Source organism: Sphingomonas sp. CCH9-E2 (assembly GCF_001557215.1).
In the GTDB taxonomy this organism is placed as follows: domain Bacteria; phylum Pseudomonadota; class Alphaproteobacteria; order Sphingomonadales; family Sphingomonadaceae; genus Sphingomonas.
Genome location: NZ_LSJM01000361.1, coordinates 1 through 16,205 on the forward strand (window position 1 = coordinate 1; position 16,205 = coordinate 16,205).

At 63.4% G+C, this 16,205-nt stretch carries 12 protein-coding genes and 1 tRNA gene; 6 read left to right on the plus strand and 7 right to left on the minus strand.

Features of this window, described 5'->3' with window-relative positions; all coding sequences use genetic code 11:
• Positions 1–383: 383 nt before the first annotated feature.
• Both AX681_RS16840 and AX681_RS16845 read right to left on the minus strand, forming a co-directional pair.
• Positions 384–5,000, minus strand: coding sequence for an NAD-glutamate dehydrogenase (locus tag AX681_RS16840; protein WP_066682520.1), 4,617 nt, complete (start codon positions 4,998–5,000; stop codon positions 384–386).
• Between the two features lie 176 nt (positions 5,001–5,176).
• Positions 5,177–6,463 carry a PAS domain-containing protein gene (locus AX681_RS16845; protein WP_066659687.1) on the minus strand — a complete coding sequence of 429 codons (1,287 nt, stop codon included), beginning with the start codon at positions 6,461–6,463 and terminating at the stop codon, positions 5,177–5,179.
• Between the two features lie 181 nt (positions 6,464–6,644).
• Here AX681_RS16845 and AX681_RS16850 point away from each other — a divergent pair.
• Positions 6,645–6,720 (plus strand) — tRNA-Thr (locus tag AX681_RS16850).
• A 29-nt stretch (positions 6,721–6,749) separates the two neighbouring features.
• Here the strand turns inward: AX681_RS16850 and AX681_RS16855 are convergent.
• From AX681_RS16855 to AX681_RS16875, 5 genes are all read right to left on the minus strand, one after another.
• Entirely contained in the window at positions 6,750–7,661 is a 912-nt protein-coding gene (locus AX681_RS16855; RefSeq protein ID WP_156456123.1) for a tyrosine-type recombinase/integrase, read from the minus strand.
• Positions 7,619–7,864, minus strand: a complete 246-nt coding sequence (locus tag AX681_RS16860) for a hypothetical protein (RefSeq protein ID WP_066659684.1) — start codon at positions 7,862–7,864, stop codon at positions 7,619–7,621. Before AX681_RS16860 ends, AX681_RS16855 begins: the two co-directional genes overlap by 43 nt.
• Positions 7,865–7,881: 17 nt before the next feature.
• The gene (locus tag AX681_RS16865) at positions 7,882–8,256 is read right to left on the minus strand and encodes a hypothetical protein (RefSeq protein ID WP_066659681.1); all 375 of its coding nucleotides are present in this window, start codon (positions 8,254–8,256) and stop codon (positions 7,882–7,884) included.
• A gap of 173 nt (positions 8,257–8,429) precedes the next feature.
• The gene (locus tag AX681_RS16870; RefSeq protein WP_156456125.1) at positions 8,430–8,828 is read right to left on the minus strand and encodes a hypothetical protein; all 399 of its coding nucleotides are present in this window, start codon (positions 8,826–8,828) and stop codon (positions 8,430–8,432) included.
• Between the two features lie 95 nt (positions 8,829–8,923).
• A complete protein-coding gene (locus tag AX681_RS16875; RefSeq protein ID WP_066659678.1) occupies positions 8,924–9,220 on the minus strand; it encodes a hypothetical protein in 297 nt (98 codons plus the stop codon).
• Between the two features lie 383 nt (positions 9,221–9,603).
• Here AX681_RS16875 and AX681_RS21575 point away from each other — a divergent pair, with 383 nt between their 5' ends.
• From AX681_RS21575 to AX681_RS16895, 5 genes are all read left to right on the plus strand, one after another.
• The gene (locus AX681_RS21575) at positions 9,604–9,771 is read left to right on the plus strand and encodes a helix-turn-helix domain-containing protein (protein WP_082737934.1); all 168 of its coding nucleotides are present in this window, start codon (positions 9,604–9,606) and stop codon (positions 9,769–9,771) included.
• Positions 9,768–10,415: a hypothetical protein gene (locus AX681_RS16880; protein ID WP_066659675.1), complete on the plus strand. Its 648-nt coding sequence runs from the start codon at positions 9,768–9,770 to the stop codon at positions 10,413–10,415. The genes AX681_RS21575 and AX681_RS16880 overlap by 4 nt, the downstream gene beginning before the upstream one ends.
• Entirely contained in the window at positions 10,412–11,767 is a 1,356-nt protein-coding gene (locus AX681_RS16885) for an AAA family ATPase (RefSeq protein ID WP_156442711.1), read from the plus strand. The genes AX681_RS16880 and AX681_RS16885 overlap by 4 nt, the downstream gene beginning before the upstream one ends.
• 582 nt (positions 11,768–12,349) lie before the next feature.
• Positions 12,350–15,169 (plus strand): class I SAM-dependent DNA methyltransferase, encoded by a 2,820-nt coding sequence (locus tag AX681_RS16890; RefSeq protein ID WP_066682521.1) that lies wholly within the window; start codon positions 12,350–12,352, stop codon positions 15,167–15,169.
• A 141-nt stretch (positions 15,170–15,310) separates the two neighbouring features.
• Positions 15,311–16,205: Fic family protein (locus AX681_RS16895; RefSeq protein WP_066658422.1), on the plus strand; the 895-nt coding region annotated here is incomplete at its 3' end.

The window sequence follows — 16,205 nt, forward strand, 5'->3', positions numbered from 1 at the left end:
GCCGTCTGCGCGGCCGCCCCTCCACCACCGCCTGCGGCGGCGGTCCCCCTCCCCTTAGCAAGCTCAGGGGAGGAATCGCGAGTCATGACCTGTGTGACATCCGCGAGGAGACTTGTCGCATCCGTGCGTAGCCCCATGCCGCGCTATCCCGCGACATGTTCGCATCACGTGGTTCCGCATCCCGGGCTTCGTCGACCCGATGCCTACCCGTTTCTGCTCGGTTGACGTGCCTGCTATCGGCTCAAAACCCGCAGAAATCCCCCGCTTTACGCCCCGCGCTTTCCTACAATAACCTATTTGGTTACAATGGGCGTATAGAGCATCAGTCAGAAGGGGGCAAGTTCACACATGTCGCATGATCTTGCCCCCGTCCGTTTTTCAATTCACCGCCCCAGCAGCACCCGGGCCTGCCCGGCGATCTGCGCGAGCATCGCCGCGTTCGGTGCCGGGGCCTTTTTCGCCCGCTCGACCAGGGTCACGAACTGCGCGACACGCGCGGCATGCTCGGCCAGCCAGGTTTCGACCTCGGCCAGCGGGTTCGTGCCGGTCCCGCGTGCCAGGAACTCCAGCCGCAATTGCTGGAAGTCGCGCGCGAGGCCCGCGATCAGCAGCCGCTCCCACGGGTCGCCCGCGACGATGCGCGCGGCATTGGCCTGTGCCCAGTCGAGGCCGAGCGCCTGCCCCAGATGGGTGAAGGCATGGGTCAGCTCGGTCTCACCGATACCGCGCCGCTGGCCGAGATCGGCCAGGCCCACCGCGCCGTCGAGTTCGAAGATGCGCACGATCTTCGCGACCAGCTCTGCCGGTGCACCCGCCGCCTCCAGCTGCGCGGCGATGCGGCCTGACTGCGCCAGCGCCTCTTCCTTGAGCAGCGTCTTGGCCTGGCGGTCGAGGCTGTCGATGCCGGGCTTCAGGCGCGCCAGCACCGCGCTGATGTCCTCGCCCGGGCGGCAGACGCGGAGCAGGTCGGCGATCTGCGCGCGCGTGGCGACCGCAATCTCGTCGAGCACTGCCAGGCGCGCGCCCTCGCTCATCGCCGCAGTCTCGATCTCCGCCCACAGCGGCTGCAGGCCGAACAGCCGCTCGGTCACCACGAACATCATCGCGATGTCGCGCAGCGATGCGCCTTCCTCTTCGGCCAGCTCGAACGGGTGCAGCACGCCAAGCCGGTTGACGATGCGGTTGGCGAGCTTGGTCGCGACGATCTCGCCGCGCAGGCGGTGCTCGAGGATCGCGGTCCTGAACGTCTCGCGCATCGCGGGCGGGAAGGCGGCGATCAGGTCGGGCTCGAGCGCCGGGTCGAGGCCCAGTCCGCCGGTCTCGATCGCATCCTGCAGTGCCAGCTTCGACGTTGCGAGCAGCACGGCGAGTTCGGGACGGGTCAGCCCCGCGCCGTCCTGCGCCCGGCGCAGATATTCCTCGTTGGTCGCCAGCCCCTCGACCGCGCGGTCGAGCCGGCCGCCGGCCTCGAGGATTTCGGTCAGCCGCACGAAGCTCGGCACCGCGACCGGCCCGTCATTCTCCAGGAACGACAGCGCCAGCGTCTGCAGGCGATTATCCTCCAGCACCAGATGCGCGACATCGTCGGTCATCGACGCCAGCAGCGTGTTGCGGTCGCCCATCTCCAGGCGACCCTCGATCACCTCGCGGTTGAGCGCGATCTTGATGTTGACCTCATTGTCCGAACAATCGACGCCCGCCGAATTGTCGATGAAGTCGGTATTGAGCCGCCCGCCGCGCATCGAAAAGGCGATGCGCGCCGCCTGGGTGACGCCGAGGTTCGCACCCTCGCCGATCGCGCGCGCGCGCAGATCCTCGGCATTGACGCGCAGGCGGTCATTGGCGGGGTCGCCCACCTCGATATGCGCTTCGGCGGCGGCCTTCACATAGGTGCCGATGCCGCCGAACCACAGCAGGTCGACCGGTGCCTTGAGGATCGCGGAGATGAGCGCATTCGGCTCCATCTCTTCCGCCTCGATGCCCAGCGCCGCGCGGACTTCCGGGGTCAGCTTGATTGACTTTTCCGACCGCGCGAACACGCCGCCGCCCGCCGAAATCAGCGACGGATCATAATCCGCCCAGCTCGACCGCGGCAGGTTGAACATGCGCTGCCGCTCGGCCCAGCTTGCCGCCGGATCGGGATCGGGGTCGAGGAAGATGTGGCGATGGTCGAACGCCGCGACCAGCTTGATCGCCTTGCTGAGCAGCATGCCGTTGCCGAACACGTCGCCCGACATGTCGCCGCAACCCGCGACGCGGATGCTCTGCGTCTGGACGTCGGTGCCCATTTCCAGGAAGTGGCGCTGGACGCTGACCCACGCGCCCTTGGCGGTGATGCCCATCGCCTTATGGTCATAGCCGACCGACCCGCCGCTGGCGAAGGCGTCGCCCAGCCAGAAGCCGCGCTCGATCGCGATCGCATTGGCCACGTCGCTGAAGGTCGCGGTGCCCTTGTCGGCGGCGACCACGAAATAGGGGTCTTCGCCGTCATGAATCACGACGCTGTCGGGGTGCACCACCGAACCGCTGACGATATTGTCGGTGATCGACAGCAGCGACCGGATGAAGATGCGGTAGCTTTCCTTGCCCTCCTCGAACCACGCATCGCGGTCGATGGTGGGGCTGGGAAGCTGCTTGGGATAGAAACCGCCCTTCGCGCCGGTCGGCACGATCACGGCGTTCTTCACCCGCTGCGCCTTCATCAGGCCGAGGATTTCGGTGCGGAAATCGTCGCGCCGGTCGGACCAGCGCAGCCCGCCGCGCGCGACCGGGCCGGCGCGCAGATGGATGCCCTCGACCCGCGGCGAGTAGACCCAGATCTCGCGCCACGGCAACGGCGCGGGCAGGTTCGGCACGCGGCTGCTGTCCAGCTTGAACGCCAGCGCTTCGGCGGCGGCGGGGGCATAGGCGTTGGTGCGCAGCGTCGCGCGGATCACCCCCGCAATCGCGCGCAGGATACGGTCGTCGTCGATCGCGCTGACCGCGTCGAGGCCGGCAGCGATCGCGGAATCGGCGGCGGCGATAGCGGCGGCGCTGTCCTTGGCGCGTGCCGGATCATGCGCGGCGGCGAAGCGGTCGACCAGAGCGGTGGCGACGGCCGGCGCACGGCGCAGCGCCTCGACCACCGTGACCAGGCCATAGCTGAGGCCGGTCTGGCGCAGATAGCGGAACCACGCGCGCAGCAGCACCACCGATGCCGGCGCCAGCCCCGCCTCGACGATCAGGCGGTTGAACGCGTCATTCTCCGCGCGCAGTTCGAGCACGGCGGCAATCGCGCCCTCGACCGTCGCGACATCGCCCTTCAGCGTCCCGCCGCCGGGGAGTTCGACCTCGAAATCATGGATGAAGGCGTCGGCATCGCCGGCCAGCGCGGTCGGCAGCTCCTCGATCACGCGGAAGCCGAAATTCTCGAACACCGGCACCGCGTCGGACAAAGGCAGTGGGCCGCCGAGGCGATAGAGCTTGATCCGCAGCTTGCCATGATGGTCGTAGATGCGGACCGAGCGTGCTTGCGTGTCGCCCAGCCCGGCGATGCGCACGATGTCGCGCGCGGCTTCCTCGGGCGGGTTGCCGTTGCGATAGCCGAACGGGAAGGCCGGGGCATAGCGCAGCGCCAGCCGCGCCGCGCGCGAGGGTGTCGCGCCATCGTCGCGCAGTGCGACTTCGACCGCGGGCAGCCACCCGCGCACCATCCGCTCCAGCTCAAGGTCGAGCGCGGCGGCATCGGGCATCCGCCCCTCGCCACGCAGGTCGAGCGTGTAGCGCAGCAGCGCGACCGGTCCGTCCTCCAGCGCGATCGACCAGCTGAGCAGCGAGGCATGCGCCGCGCGCGTCAGCATCTCGCCAATCGCCACACGCCGCCCGGTCGACACCTCGTCGCGCGGCAGCCAGACGAATGCGAAGAGATGGCGGCCCAGCGCGCTGCGGATCATCACCAGCTTCGGGCGCGGGCGATCGGTGACCGACATGGCGGTCAGCGCGATCTGCTCCAGCGCTTCGGCCGGGAAGGCGGTGGTCAGGTCGTGCGGCAGGCCGGTCAGGGCATGCGCCAGCGCCTTGCCGGTATGGCCGCGCGGGTCGAACCCGAACTTGCCCTCAAGGCTGGCGATGCGCGCGCGCAGCATCGGCACTTCGTCGGGCGTGGAATGCAGCGCGGCACTGGTCCACAGGCCGGCATGGATCGACAGGCCGGTGACGCGCGGGCCTTCGCGCAACGGCACCAGCACCAGATCGATCGGCGCGCGGCGATGGACGGTCGAAATGAAATTGGACTTGAGCAGCAGCGGCGGCTGGCCGCCCTGTTCGAACCATTCGATCGCCGCCTGGCGCGAGGTTTCGGCGAGCAACGGCGTGTCGAGGTCCATGCGGCAAATGCCCGCCGCATCGGTCACGGTCCCGTCGCGGTGCCAGTTTTCGTGGCCGACCAGCGTCATGCTGCCGCCCTGGAACCAGCGCAGCAGCGCGGCGCCCTCGGCATCGGCGATCTTGTTGGCGTCGTCGCTCATCGCGCGGCGCAACTCGGTCCAGTCGGTCACCGCGGCGCGGACATGGCCCAGATTGCGCTCGAGATCGCGGACCAGGCCGGTGCGGTCGCGCGCATCGGCGCGCTCCAGCTCGAGATAGACCATCGATTCGCGCGAACCGCCGCTGCCGATTCCGGCCAGCGTGCCATCGCCCGCGCGCTCGACCGCGACGACGGGATGGATGATGCGCCGGATCGCGATGTCGTGCGCAGCGATGGTCGCGGCGATCGAATCGACCAGGAACGGCATGTCGTCATTGACCACCGCCAACCGCATCGCGCGGCTGTCTTCGCCCAGTCCGGTTTCGAGCGCGATCCCCGGCGTGCCGGGCGCGCGCGTCGCCGCGGCCTCCGCCACGAACCTTGCGGCCGCGGCGCGGGCGGTGTCATCGAACCCCTCCAGCTCCCCCGGCAGGGCCCCATCGATGAGGCGCGCATCGACGGCCTCGGCGAGCGACTTGATCGGCGTCTTGCTCATGGAATGGCGCTATGCGCCCGCAGCGCGCGCGGCTCAAGGCTTGCTGCACTGCACAGTAACATTTGAGACTAAATTGCCCAGGTAGCGATATCGGAGCACAAAAAAATGCGCGCGAACCGGTGTTTTCGACCAGTTCGCGCGCAGCTTGGGAGAAGGCTTCAGGGAGGATCAGCTAGTCATGCGGCGGCCTTGCGCAGCGCGCGGTTGGCGAGCGCCGCGTCGTCATCGATCCGCGCAACGATATCGAGTTCGCCATCGGCACCGGCGCGGGCGAGCAGCAGCACGAATTCCTGCGCACCGGCATCCATCTGGACATGCGCGAGTGCCGGGCGCGCGCGCAGTTCGGCGCGGACCTGGTCGAACAGATCGGGTTGGGGCGCAGGCTTGCGCAGCGCGCGCTCTGCCTTGACGATCCCCTTGATGCCACCATCCGCCGCGCTGATGAACGCGTCCAGCCCGCCTTCGGCCACATCCTGGCGGCGGGCATGGGTCATGACGGCAGCGAACTCGGTCAGCCGGGTCTTGTCGTAATCCGCGCCGAAAACGAGTTTGGCCGCAGCCGTCATCGGCGCCCGAGGCTGCACCGCAATCCCCGCATCGGCCAGCAGTTCGGCATAGTCCTCGGCATGGCGTTCCGACGCGCGGGCGAAATCATAGGCACGCGAGAGGGCGCGGTAGAGCGACGAGCGGCTGCGCGTATCGGCAGCGCGAGCGGCGGCGGCGCTTTCGCGCGCGATCAGCAACCGGTCCGCCAGCGTATCGGCGGTGGCGAGTTCGACCGTGTCGAGTGCAGGCGCGGCCTCGACCGCGACGCTCTCGCCAAAGCCGGCGCTGGGGCCATCGGCCCAGACCGGCGCGGCGGTGACCGGGGCAGGCGCGGTGCGGCGGGCTTCTTCAACCTCGCGCTCCAGCTTCGCCTGGGTTTCGGCGTCGACCAGTTCCTTCCAGTTGATTACGCCATAGATGAAATCGATCGTGTCGGAGTCGGACGAAAACGGCATCAGAATGCCGCGATAGAGGGTGTTGTGCCCGCGCTGGCCGACGAACTCCGCTTCGAAGCCGATCGGCGCGCGATTCGCGATGATCTGAAGATAATGGTCGGTCAGGCGCGACAGCAGCGAACGGCTGGGCACCTCGCCGACATGGGTGATGTCCGATGTGACGCCGCATTCCTCGCGCAGCGACGCGCCGAGATAGCGAATCGCCGGATCCTCGATCCCCTTGCTGAAATCGAGCAGCACGCTGTGCGGACCGAAATCGGCGATATTGCCGGGGTTCAGGTCTTCGATCGACGGATAGGGCCGCCCCTGCAGCAGCGAAACCCAGTGATTATAAGCGCGCACATGCATGCGACGCTCGTCGGTACCGATCGATAGCCGATGCGTGCCAGGCCCCGAATCGCTGACGCCGGTGTCGTCATGATCGGTGTCGGGACGATCATCGAGTCCGCGGGCGGTGTCCATGCGCATGCTCCACAAAGGGCAACGGGCCCTTCTTCGCAGCGACTCTGCCCCGGATGTGGTAAACACTGCGTAAAGGCGCCCGATCGGCAAATCCCGCGACGGCAACGCTTCGGCAACGCTTGTCAGCTAGCAACAAGGCTGATAAGCGCCGCCACCTTCCCCGGCGGCGAACGCCGGGTATGCCGCTTTAGCTCAGTTGGTAGAGCATCGCATTCGTAATGCGGGGGTCACAGGTTCGAGTCCTGTAAGCGGCACCATTTAATCATCTGAAAAATAATGATTTTTATCAGGGTCGCCTGATGCGCGGCGCCATGTCGATGATTTTGGTATCGCACTGGTATCGCAGATGGACCTTGGTCAGCTTGCCGACGTCGTCCCACAGCGACTCCACGCCGTCCACAAACTCGCGAAGATACTCAGGCCTCAGGTGGCGGTAGTGATAGGCATTGGTGCCTTGGCCGCGATGCCCCGCAGCCGTTTCAATCTGTGCTTCAGGGACGCCACGACGATGCATCTCGGTAGTGATGGTATGCCGTAGCGTGTTTGGGGAGCCAAGGCCGACCAGCTTGGGGCGCGGCACGGTTTCACCTAGCTTAGCTCGTGGCGGTAGCCAGATATCATCACCTTCGACGTCGCGTGCGTGTTCGCAAATGCCTGCCTCGATCAAGGTCTTCTCGAACGCTTTCTTGATGCTTTCGGTGGGTCGCAGTTCGGTGCGGCGCTCACCAGTGGCGCGATCCACGTAGCGGCGGTGCCATTGGATCGCGCGGCCGGGGTAGATTTCGAGCCACGGCGCCAGCGTCGGGCAGACGGGCACGGTCGATCGCCGCTTCTTGGTCTGACGGCGACCGGGAGCGTTGAAATAGATGATCCCGTTACGGAGCTGCGTGTCCTTGTCCAGTTCGAGCACCGCCTCCACGCGCGCGTTCGTGCTCAGCATTATCATGGCGAACATGTGAATGTGCCGGCGGTCCTCACGCGCCCATGCCGCCTCGAGAAGGGCTGCGATCTGGTCGATTGTATAGACAAGGTCGCGGGGATCGCCCTTCGACTGAACATCGGGAATGTGTGGAGAGGACGCAATCATGTTGCGCTTCCAAGCCCAGTTCAGCGGCTGCCGCAGGGCTGCGGTGTCACGTGAAATAGTGTGACCGCTCACGCCCTGCGCAGCGCGCCAAGCGTGAAAGCGTTCGACCAACGCGGCATTGATGTCGGCGACCGTCGGGGCCCAATCAACCGCCCCGCCCGCTGCTCGTCCATAAAGAAGGCCTGCCAATGCGATACGCCGTTCGCGTAGCGGACCGGGTCCTTCAGTTTGGGTTGAGCGTGCTCGAGCAGCCAGTCGGCCATGATCTTTTCGACAAACACCGAGGCCACAGGTGCCTGCACCGGCCGCTGCATTGCCAGATAGTGCTCGGCTAGGGCGTCTTGGGCTGCCTTTGGCGGGTGATCTGCATCACCGCCGCTGATGCCGAGCGACTTGCGGCGTGTCCGACCTCGCTCGCCGTCTCTCCCTGCGTCGTACCAGCAAATACTCCAGTCATCGCGGTCCCGCCGATACCAGAGCCAGAAGTCTCCGAGCTGAAAACGCGCAGCAGGGGGGGCGTCTTTCGTTCGGCCGGTTCGTTGTCTTGCAGGCATAGGGCGTTGAGTTCTTCAGCTTCGAGAGAGGCGATGACTTCGTAGATGCGGGGCGAGAGCAACGCCCTGACGTGCGGCTGGTCGAGGCGAAGGCGGCTCCCGTTGCGCGCCGCCTTCCTCAGCTTGTCGGCCAAGTCGTGGATCACCGGCACGTCCGACCTCCGGCCACGATTGTGAGCGCGCGCGGAGCGTCGGCCGGAGGCGAGGCTTCGGTGGGCGGATTGGGGGGGATGCGGTGGGTCACGGTTGGCTCCAGAATTTCGGGAGCAGTCCAGCTATTGGAGCATTCCATCGCAGAGAACCCCTTCCGAACACCGAAGCTAGGTTATGGGTTCGATTTTCCCGCAGATGCCGCAGCAGACCGTGCCGCCTCTTCGGCGAGCTCGAAGAGCCGATCGTCAGCAGCCGGGGGCAGCATCCGGTAATCGAAGCCGTCCCAGAGGAACGCCGGGTCGTCTTCGCGTGTCGGGATCAGGATGTGCAGCGAGCTCTGCATCTGGAGGCCGTGGCCATGCAGCTCTCCTGCCCACAGCATCTTCGCGGGCCAAGTCACTGCGTTGCCGAGCGCCATGATCGTGATGTCGAAGTCGATTTCACCCTCCAATGGCTGGGGCCTGGACGCCTGCATCAGAGGCGATGGGACCGCCTGATCCGGGTCCAGCTTGACCGAGCGGGCCAGCTTGCGGGTTTGGGCGTCGGTCAGGCGACGCAGGACTTCGTTCATGACGTGATTGGGGATCATCTGAGTTGCTTTCGAAGACGCACGCCGACCAACCCGCTGACACGCAGCGGGAGGCCGTGCTTGGAGTGGGGATGCGGTTAGGCGCCGAGCAGCGCGCTCTGGGCCTGGATCAGGTCAGAAAGGTCTTCGAGGATCAGACGCCGTTCGTCGCCCGAAGAGAGCTGGTTTTCCCAGCGGATCTCGAGCTTGTGCAAGACGGCGATGAGCGTCGGCGCCGGGAGCGTCATGAGCTCTTCCTGCACATCGACACGTGCCCGCTCGAGCGCATCATGTTCAAGCGCAGGGGCCTGCTCCAGCTGCTGGGTCAGGCTCAGATAGTGGGCGTATTGGGTATTCCACGCATCATGCGACGCGCTAAGGGCTTCGATAGCCATCGACTCGATCCTTGTCCGATCAGTTGTTGGTCAGGGCCGGCTCGGCGTTGGCGCGCCGGGTCGGTCCGCTGTGAACTCGCAGGAGTTGGCGCCCTTCGAATTCACCGGCGCATATGAGTCGTGTGGACTCAGCGGTCAAGCGGCATGCGCCGAAAAAATCGCGACCATGCCAATAGTCACGTTTAGATCACAAGAAGCGTAGCCTAGACATGGACGAATTTTCGTCTTCCTGGTCAAGCGCAACAGTCGGCCAGGTCGACGCGCATTCATTACTTACAGGAGTGTAGGTTAATTCTGGTGCGTCCAGATCTATCTGGATCAATGATCATCAAGAACTAGAAGCGCTCATCGGCCAAGCGGGGGCACCGCTTGAGGTTAATTGAATGCTCCTTACTACAAAAGACGCAGCCGCATATCTGAATATCAAACCCGAGACGCTGACCAAATGGCGCTGGGCCGGAACTGGACCGAAGTACTACCGAGTAGGTGGTGCCGTCCGTTACGACAAGAACGACGTCGATGCCTTTCTGCGCGGCGAGGTGAAGCCGTGACCCAGGAAGAACTTCAGCAGCTTCAGGCGCTTTTCCGCATCGGTGAGCGCAATCCGATCACGCTCCGGGCGATCCGCAAGGGGCACCCGGCAATCAACCTGAACTTCCACGCGACCGATTATCCAAAGGTCAAGGATCGGTGGGCCGCATTTGCCGCAGAGGCTGGGCGTCTCAACGCCGGTGGATACAACATCTACACCTGCCTGAACCCGATCAAGCCCGAGTTCGCTGGTTCCGCCGTCTCGGACAAGGACATCGCGTGTCGCAGGCTACTGCTCATCGACCTCGACCGCGCCGGCGACACCAAGCTGCCTGCGACCAACGATGAGATCCGCGCAGCAATGGGCGTTTCCTGCCGCATTGAGGAGCGGGTCACGTCCTTGCTCGGGGAAGCGCCGACCCGGATCATGTCCGGCAACGGCATCCACCTTTACCTTCCTCTCGCGGATTTGCCGAATGACATTCGTTCGAGCGCGATGTGCAAGGCGGTCCTCGAGAGCCTCGCAGCCGATTTCGATACCGCAGACGTCAAGGTCGATCCGTTGGTCTACAACGCCTCCCGCATCACCAAGGTGTTGGGGACCGTGGCCTACAAGGGCCAGGCGACCGATGAGCGTCCGTATCGAAAGGCGATGGTACTGTGAGCCTGGACCTCAACGCCCTTGAACGGCTGGCGCAGTCTGCGCGCCGAATTGTTCCCAATGCCCGTGCTCAGTTCGAGCCGCGGATGACGGAGCCGATCGCGCTGCTGGACAGTGTTCTCGCCCACCTCTCGGCCGACGTGGGGCGCGGCAGCGGAAGTATCGAAGCCGATGCTTACTGGTTCGGCACGATCCTCGCCGCGCAGCGTGAGTGGGGGCCTGCAGCCGAACCGAAGCTGCGGGCTTGGTCCAAGTTGAGCCCGCGATACGACGAGGCCAGCTTCAATGCCGCCTGGTCCCAGTATGACCCGGATCACCCCAATCCTGTGACGATGAAGTCGGTATTCCGTCTCGCAGAGAACCAAGGCTGGAAACGACCGGCGTCACCGAGCCGCTATCAGCTGCTCGACCGCTCGGGGATCATGGATCAGAAGCAAATCGAGTGGCTGGTGAAGGGCATCTTTCCGAAGCAGGGCATCGCTGCCATTTTCGGGCCGAGTGGCTCGGGCAAGTCGTTCCTGGCGTTGGACTTGGCATTGCGGCTTGCTGCCGGAGAGGACTGGTTCGGGCGCAAGACCCGTGGCTGCCCCGTCACCTATGTCATGCTGGAGGGTGAGGCAGGGCTTCGAAACCGGATCGAGGCGTGGGAACAGGCGAACGGCAAGATGACCCCGGCAAACTTCGCGGCGGTCCCGGAAAGTTTCTCCTTCGCGGAGCCTCGGGACATCGAGGACCTTGCTGCCGCCGTGCCGAAAGGCGGTGTTATCATGGTCGACACCTTCAATCGCGCCGCCCCGGGCAAGGACGAGAACAGCAGCAAGGACATGGGAGAGGTCCTCGGGGGCATGAAGCGCCTCCAGAAGCTGACCGAGGGCTTGGTTCTGGTTGTGCATCACACTGGCAAGGACGCCGGTAAGGGGATGCGCGGTCACAGCTCGCTCCACGCCGCTTTGGACGGCGCGATTGAGGTCCGCCGTGAGGGGACGTACCGCAGTTGGAAGGCGGCTAAGGTCAAGGACGGTTCGGACGACTTTCAAGTTCCGTTTACGCTCGACGTGGTCCCGCTCGGTTTTGACGCTGACGGCGAGCACATCACCAGTTGTGTCGCGCGCTATGATCTTCAGCGTACCGTTGTTCGAAAGGAGCTCTCCGGGCCGCAACAGAAAGCGGTGTTCAACGCGATCTGCTCACATAACCGTCCCCTTTCCCTTGAAGAGGCTATCGAAGTGGGAGCGGCCAGCCTTGAACATGTGCAGCAAAATAAGCGCCGCAATGTGGCGAGAAAGCAGGTGAATGATTTTCTGAGGCGCGGTCACCTGGTGGTCGACGAGACCGGGTTCGTTAGTCCAGGATAAGATGTCCTAAAGTCCCCCCTTATAGGGGGGACGGACTTTTGGGACACCTTCATGGGTCCCAAATGTCCCAAAAGTGGCAATTTGGACATTTGGGACATTTGGGACATTTGGGACATTTGCCCCCGCCTGACCCTCTTCGAAGGCTTGGGCCGGAACTCGACCGGGCCGATGTTTCTTGCCTTCTAATCGGCCTGGATTTGCTCAAAGCCTGGGGGCGGCATATCCTCCGAGGTGCCGACTTCCGGAAGATCAAGCGCGTGCTTCCCGCCTCGCAATTCTCAGCGCCCTCAGCACCATCGCCCGGATCAGCGCCGCAGTGCTGATGGTTGAGGAGCGAGGCCGGGCGATCGCTGGGGCTGTTCCTGAACCGGAAGTTTGAAACAATGGCGAGCGCCGGATTAAGGGACAATCTGTCGCCCCTCAGGAAGGGTACCACCCTTTTCTGAAGGGGTATGGGGGTCGATATTTGCTGACCCTGCCCGTTCGCTCGCGAACAAATTTCGGCCATTTCTGACCCTTCGCCCCGCCGCCACCGCCGCACCCCGTTGACGCCCCGCGCGCATCGGTGGACAGCTACCCGGTATGAACGCCGTCGAGATTGAAGAGGCCGTATCGGAACTGGTCGTCCAGCCGTTCGATGCCGCCGAATTCCCCTTCCACTTCCTCACCGCCTTCGGCGCGAAGGAGACGACGCTCAAGCGGCTACGCAAGGGCGACTCGAATGCCTCGGATGTCGCAGGGGGCGTGTTGTGGCGCAACAACATCCATCTGGCGGTCGCACCATCGGGAGCGGTCGCCGCGACCCTCGCGGCCCTGCGCGCCAGCGCAAAGACCGCCAGCGCTAAGGCCAAGTTCATCCTCGCCACCGATGGCGACACGGTGGAGGCGGAGGATCTGGTCCGCGGCGATGTCGTCGCCTGCCCCTATGCCGACCTGCCCCGGCATTTCGCGACCTTCCTGCCGCTCGCCGGCATCTCCACGGTCAAGGAGATCAAGAACAACCCGATCGACGTCAAGGCGACCGGGCGCCTCAACAAGCTGTATGTCGAGCTGCTCAAGGACAATCCCGACTGGGCGACCGACGAGCGGCGGCATGAGCTGAACCAGTTCATGGCGCGGCTTATCTTCTGCTTCTTCGCCGAGGACACCGGCATCTTCCGCGAGGGTCAGTTCACCGCGACCATCACCCAGATGAGCCAGGCCGGCCATGGCAGGGGGGACGAGCAGTGGGGCAACACCCATATCGTGCTGACCGAGCTGTTCCGCGCGATGGACACGCCGGTCACGCACGACGGCAATCTGGACGATCGCTATCGCCGCGCAGCGGGCATCCGGCCCTATGCCGATGTCTTCCCCTATGTGAATGGCGGCCTGTTCACCGGCGCGACCGATTGTCCGCGGTTCAGCCGCACCGCGCGGGCATACCTGCTGCGCGCGGGGGAGCTGGACTGGAAGGAGATCAACCCCGACATCTTCGGATCGATGATCCAGGCGGTCGCCGACGATGGTGAGCGCGGCGAGCTGGGCATGCATTATACCAGCGTGCCCAACATCCTGAAGGTGCTGAACCCCCTGTTCCTCGACGATCTGCGCGAACAGCTGGAGGCGGCGGGGGACAGCAAGGCAAAGCTGCGCAATCTGCGCCGTCGCCTGGGCAATATCCGCGTGTTCGATCCCGCCTGCGGATCGGGTAATTTCCTGGTGATCGCGTATAAGCAAATGCGCGCGATCGAGGCGGAGATCGTCACCCGGTTGGGCGGCGAAGCCAGCCTTAAGCTGGCCGATCGCCGCAGCGTCATCCCGCTCAGCAACTTCTATGGCATCGAGATCAAGGGCTTCGCGGCAGAGATCGCCCGGCTCGCGCTGCTGATCGCGGAGTTTCAGGCGGACTGCCTGTATCTCAGCCAGCAGGAGGCGCGCGCGATGGTGCTTCCGCTGCACAAGACGGGGCAGATCACCGTTGGCAACGCGCTGCGGCTCGACTGGCTGGAGGTATGCCCGCCGGTCGGCGCGACTCTGGTGGAGGAGCAGGATCTGGCCGGGCCGACCGGTCGGCTGGCGCTGGAGGAGAATGGGCTGGAAGATGGCGGAGCAACGGAGACGTATATCTGCGGAAATCCGCCGTTCACAGGAGCAAGAGAGCAATCTATTTCACAGAAGGACGACCTGAGAAGTGCTTTGTCAGGTTTCTCCGGAGTCAACAGTTTGGACTATGTCTGCGGATGGCTTTGGAGTGCAGCCCGTTATTGTCGAGATTTCGGCGCGCAGGGCGCATTTGTTGCGACAAACTCCGTTTGCCAAGGTCAATCAATCCCCCTTTTCTGGGGAAATGTTCTCGGGTCTATTGATATATCGTTCGCCCACAGAACTTTTAAATGGAAGAATAGCGCTGCAAATAATGCCGCTGTGCATTGCGTTATAGTTGGATTTAGTTCTAATTCATTGAAGACGAAAGCCATATTCGACAGCAATAATCAACGAACCGAGGTTGATAACATATCGCCTTATCTGACCAATAACAAAAATGTTATTGTCGATAAAACGACCACGCCCATCAGCGCTCGTCCGGAATTGGTTTCCGGAAATCAGGCCATTGATGGTGGATACCTGATAATGTCAAAGACTGAAATGGAAGAAATTGTCGCGCGACACAAAGGCGCAAGCTCCTTCTTCCGCCCAGTATACGGCGCGGAAGACTTTGTTAAGGGGGTCCCTCGGTATTGTATATGGGTTAAGGACTTCGAGATTGGTCAGGCGGATTTGATCCCGGAATTTAAATCACGCATTGACTCTGTTCGCGCCTACCGCAGTGATGCCGGAGAAGTAGCTGTAAGTCTTGTGGATTGTCCTCACCGCTTTCGATATGTTCGGGAGCCAAAAGAAAATATGCTTGTCATCCCTCGGACGACAACGGAGCGCCGGGAATATCTTCCGGTTGGAGTGTTAAATGCTCCAGCCATCGCGACGGATGCGCTGCAAGTTATATATGATGCCGATGTATTCATACTGAGCGTTCTACTTTCAAGACTTCACATGGCCTGGATAAAGGCCGTGGCCGGGCGCTTAAAGTCTGATCCAAGATACTCTAATACACTCGTGTATAACACTTTTCCTCTGCCTCGTTTAACCGAGCAAGACAAGGCCGACCTCACCCGCACGGCGGAGAATATCCTGCTGGCGCGGGAGGCGCATTTCCCCGCGACCATCGCCGACCTCTATGATCCCGACGCGATGCCCGACGACCTGCGCCGCGCGCATGAGGAAAATGACGAAGTGCTGGAACGCATCTATATCGGACGCCGCTTCCGCAACGACACCGAACGGCTGGAAAAGCTGTTCGAAATGTACACCAAGATGACGGCGAACCAGCCAACGCCAAAGAAGGGCAAGAAGGCCGCATGACCGCTCCGCTGCGCCGGTTTTTGACATAGCAAAGTTGCTAATGTGAGGAACCGGCGGGGTTTCTCATGCCGCCCGTTGCGTCCTGCCAAACTTCTGACATTGCGTCGTTGATTATGTCAGAAACGCGCATATACCTGACATATGAACCTGTCCGACTATCGTTCCGGCACCCATGAGCAGCAGCGCGAATATCGCAGCTTCCTGCCCTCGCCGATCCACCATCCTTGGCTGATCGACGACCCGCGCGTGCTGGCGTTGCTGGGGCAGGCGGATCGCGCGCTGGGTCAGCTCGATGCCTTTGCCCAGCTGGTCCCGGATATCGACTTCTTCATCCGCATGTATGTCGCCAAGGAAGCGACGCAGTCGAGCCGGATCGAAGGGACTCAGACCAATATCGAGGATGCGTTCAAGGACGCCGCCGACCTGTCGCCGGAGGTGCAGGATGATTGGGGCGAGGTGCAGAATTATATCGGCGCGATCAATTTCGCGATCGACGGGCTGCGGACGCTGCCGCTGTCCAACCGCCTGCTCCGCGACACCCATGCGATCCTGCTTCAGGGCGTTCGCGGACAGAATAAGCGCCCGGGCGAATTCCGGGTCAGCCAGAACTGGATCGGGGTCAGCCTGAAGAATGCGGCATTCGTGCCGCCGCATCACGACCATGTCCCCGACCTGATGGGCGATCTGGAAAAATTCCTCCACGCGCCCGCCGAACTCGCCCCGCCGCTGATCCGCATCGCGATTGCGCATTATCAGTTTGAGACGATCCACCCGTTCCTGGACGGCAATGGGCGGCTGGGGCGGCTGATGATCTCGCTCTATCTGGCGTCAGAGGGGCTGTTGTCGAAGCCGGCGCTGTATCTGTCCGACTATTTCGAGCGGAACAAGACAGCTTATGTCGATCACCTGATGGCGGTGCGCGACGGGCATCATATGCGCGACTGGCTGATCTTTTTCCTCCATGGCGTTGAGGAAACGGCGCTGATCTGCCCCCCGCTGAGTGGCCCAGAGACTATGATAGTCTGGACCATGAAAG

Bases quoted from the DNA above. Each gene is read 5' to 3' on its own strand.
- AX681_RS16845 (WP_066659687.1), bottom strand. From the start codon at position 6,463: ATGGACACCGCCCGCGGACTCGATGATCGTCCCGACACCGATCATGAC.
- AX681_RS21575 (WP_082737934.1), top strand. From the start codon at position 9,604: ATGCTCCTTACTACAAAAGACGCAGCCGCATATCTGAATATCAAACCC.
- AX681_RS16840 (WP_066682520.1), bottom strand. From the start codon at position 5,000: ATGAGCAAGACGCCGATCAAGTCGCTCGCCGAGGCCGTCGATGCGCGC.
- AX681_RS16860 (WP_066659684.1), bottom strand. From the start codon at position 7,864: ATGCAGCGGCCGGTGCAGGCACCTGTGGCCTCGGTGTTTGTCGAAAAG.
- AX681_RS16870 (WP_156456125.1), bottom strand. From the start codon at position 8,828: ATGAACGAAGTCCTGCGTCGCCTGACCGACGCCCAAACCCGCAAGCTG.
- AX681_RS16875 (WP_066659678.1), bottom strand. From the start codon at position 9,220: ATGGCTATCGAAGCCCTTAGCGCGTCGCATGATGCGTGGAATACCCAA.
- AX681_RS16890 (WP_066682521.1), top strand. From the start codon at position 12,350: ATGAACGCCGTCGAGATTGAAGAGGCCGTATCGGAACTGGTCGTCCAG.